This window comes from Photobacterium sp. OFAV2-7 (genome assembly GCF_022347985.1).
Taxonomy (GTDB): domain Bacteria; phylum Pseudomonadota; class Gammaproteobacteria; order Enterobacterales; family Vibrionaceae; genus Photobacterium.
This window is the reverse complement of sequence record NZ_JAKRFQ010000524.1, coordinates 1-3,627: the sequence shown is the minus strand read 5'-3', so window position 1 is coordinate 3,627 and position 3,627 is coordinate 1. Positions and strand designations below refer to the sequence as shown.

The window sequence follows — 3,627 nt, the reverse complement described above, 5'->3', positions numbered from 1 at the left end:
TGAACTTGGATTTGTCGCTGAGTTTTAAATACCAGTGGAGTACCAGCGACAAGTATGGTTTCGTCAGAACATCAACGTTGAAAAACCATTCAAGCCAGCCTGTGAAACTGGAGCTTGTTGATGGTATTCAAAATATCTTGCCGTCTGGTGCGCCATTATCGGCTTTGCAGGATCGCAGTGCGTTAGTTGATGCCTATAAATGGAATGAGCGTGTTCAGGATACGACTTTGGTGACATATAGCATGTATGCCAAGCTTAGTGATCGGGCTGAGCCTGCCGAGTCTTTAAGGGCGACAACGGTATTCAGTATTGCTGATGATTGCGAGGCGATTTTGTTATCAAGTGAGCAGCTTGGTGATTTTCGTCGTGGTAAGCAGGTAGAAAGCGAAGCGCTGAAGCGTGGCCTTCGCGGAGCGTATTTCATCGCGAAGAGCTGTGAACTGAGTTCGGAAGAAGAGAGTCGCTGGCAGATCATTGCTGATATTGAGCAGAGCCATTCCGATGTATTCGAGATGAAACAGCGCCTGATGACAGCACAGGCAGTAGAAGCCGACATCAGTCGTTCGGTGAAAGAAAACCATAAAGAGCTGCTTATGCTGATGGCAGGTAGTGACGCTTGGCAGAAAACTGCGGAAGAAGAAACGACGGTTCATCACTATGCCAATGTGTTGTTTAATAATATGCGTGGAGGCGTGGTTGTTGATCAGTACTGGATTGATAAACAAGATTTTATTAAGGCCCTGACCAGCTCCAACGCATTAGTAGCATCCCGTAATTCCAGTTTATTGGCATCATTGCCAAATCGAATCAGTTATGAAGACTTGTTGGCTTTAGCTGCTGAACAAAATGACAAACAACTGGTACGTCTCAGCTATGAATACTTGCCTTTGACATTCGGGCGTCGCCATGGCGATCCGAGTCGTCCTTGGAATCATTTTGAAATTAAGGTTAAAGACTCTGACGGTGAGCGATTACTGTCTTACCAGGGCAACTGGCGTGACATTTTCCAGAATTGGGAAGCGCTTGCTCTCAGCTATCCGAGCTTTATCAAGTCCTTTATCGCCAAGTTTGTCAATGCATCGACCGTTGACGGATACAATCCATATCGTATTACTAAGGAAGGAGTGGATTGGGAAATCCTTGACCCGGAAGATCCGTGGAGCAACATTGGTTACTGGGGCGACCACCAGATCATTTATCTATTGAAGTTCCTTGAGCTATCAAAGAAGTACCAGCCTAACGAGCTGCATACACTCTTGACGAGCGATATCTTCAGTTACTCAAATGTGCCATATGAAATCAAGGCATCTGAGGAGCTGTTTGATGATCCTAAGAATACTGTGCTGTTCAACCAAGCCAAGCAAGATCTTATTGGTGACAAGGTTGCAGAGTTAGGGAGTGATGGTCGGTTGTTGCTAGATGAGCATGGTGATGTTTATTTGGTTAATCTGGTTGAGAAACTGCTGGTACCTCTGCTTGCTAAGTTAGGCAACCTTGTTGTTGATGGCGGTATTTGGCTGAACACTCAGCGTCCCGAGTGGAATGATGCCAACAATGCTATTGTCGGTAATGGACTGTCGATGGTGACGCTTTACTACATGCGCCGCTATGTAGCCTTCTTACAAGCATTGCTAAAAGACGATTCATTGTGGATTGATCTCTCTTCAGAATTGGTTGATTGGACCATTGCAACTACCCAGACCTTAACTGAGGCAAAGAGCGAGCTTAGGCAGAAAAGCGTTACCAGACAGACACGGAAATCACTGTTGAGCAAACTGGCCAGTGCTGCCAGTACCTACCGTACAACTGTCTATGACAATAGTGGCTTTTCCGGGAAGACTAAAATTGACAGTCAGGTTATTAACCAGCTGTTAGATGTCAGCTTAGCCGTGATTGATCAAGGTATTGAAGCAAACCGTCGTCAGGATGGCCTGTACAATGCTTATAATATCATCAGCTACACAGCAGAGAATGCCAGTGTTAACGAGCTGTACCCGATGCTAGAAGGGCAAGTCGCTGTATTGAGTTCCGGGGTATTGACACCTGAACAAGCCGTTAAGTTGCTGGATAACCTCTATGCCAGCGATATGTTCCGTGAAGATCAGCAAAGCTTTATGCTCTATCCGGATCGGGAATTAACCAGTTTTATCAATAAGAATAAGATCGATGCATCGAGGGTATACAGTAATGCTCTGCTTCGACAGATGTCACATAACAGTGATCATCGTTTGATAGAACCTGATGCCGATGGTCACTATCACTTCAATGCCAGTTTCGAGAATGCCGGCTATTTATTGGCGGCTTTGAATAGTGTTGAATCTGATTATAAGGATATTGATCAAGAAACTATTGCAGATATATTGGACTGTTATGAAGAAGTCTTTAACCATCAGGCATTCACTGGGCGCTCTGGCACAATGTTTGGCTATGAAGGTTTGGGATGTATCTACTGGCATATGGTATCCAAGCTATTGCTAGCTGTTCAGGAAAACTATTTTGCTGCGTGGGAGAGAGATCCGCACTCTAAGGCGACCCAAAAACTGTCCGAGTACTATTACAAAGTTCGCTTGGGGATCGGCTTTAATAAAACACCAGAAAACTATGGCGCGTTTCCGACAGATCCATATTCGCATACGCCGAAACATGCTGGTGCGCAGCAGCCAGGGATGACAGGTCAAGTGAAAGAAGAGATCCTGACTCGTTTTGGAGAGTTGGGGCTGTGTGTTGAAGAAGGAATCATTCATTTTAAACCTTCCCTGCTAAGAAAATCGGAGTTCTTGTCCTCGGGAGAGCGGTTTGATTTCATTACTCTCGCCGGTGAGAACCAGACAGTCGTTCTACCTGAAGATACGTTGGCTTATACCTATTGTCAGGTACCTGTAATCTATCGTTTGTTGGAAGAGGGTGAAGGGGCAATTAAGGTTGTTCTGAATAATAACGATAGCGTTTTTGTACCAGGATTGTCTCTTGGTGACGAGTTTAGCCATCATATATTTGCCCGATCAGGTACGGTTAAAGAAATTACTGTATCTATTCCATCTTCAATGCTGCTGGGGTGATTTTGACTAGCCATTTATTAGAAGTGTCTGAATATAATGAGGAGGGCTACTCTCCAATGATTGATTTTCAATCATGGAGAGTCGCAATGCTCAATTATATAGATGAATTAGAAGTAGAGAAGATTGATAACTTTCAGTGTCATAACGAAACTGATGAAGTCTTTGTTTTGCTTTCTGGAAGGTGCATTTTATTCTGTGCAGAGCTCGATAAGGAGAATAATATTATTGATATTGCTTCATGGGATATGGAACCGAATAAAGCCTACAATATCAAGCGAGGGGTATACCATACTCATACCCTGAGTGTAGATGGCAAGGTTCTTATAGTCGAAAATAGCGATACAAACGATAGTAACTCTCCCAAAATTATGATTGACGATGGGATCCGGAAGAAGTTGGGCCAGTTAACATCAGCATTATGGGAGTAACTAGCATCAGTTACTAAAAAAGGCAGGTTAACTGCCTTTTTTAGTCTTGTTTATCTATATGTATGTGAGTAATGCGTTTCTTTCAATATAAGTATTGAGGGAGTGTAGGGAAAGGTGTTTCTCATTTAGACAGTGAGAAG

The 3,627-nt window shown here is 43.8% G+C and carries 2 protein-coding genes; both read left to right on the top strand.

Going from position 1 to position 3,627, the window contains the following annotated elements:
* Positions 1-3,059 (top strand): hypothetical protein (locus MHN01_RS20230; protein WP_239413049.1); only part of this gene is annotated, 3,059 nt, incomplete at its 5' end.
* Positions 3,060-3,115: 56 nt separating this feature from the next.
* Positions 3,116-3,487, top strand: a complete 372-nt coding sequence (locus MHN01_RS20225) for a hypothetical protein (protein WP_239413048.1) — start codon at positions 3,116-3,118, stop codon at positions 3,485-3,487.
* The last annotated feature ends 140 nt before the right edge of the window (positions 3,488-3,627 follow it).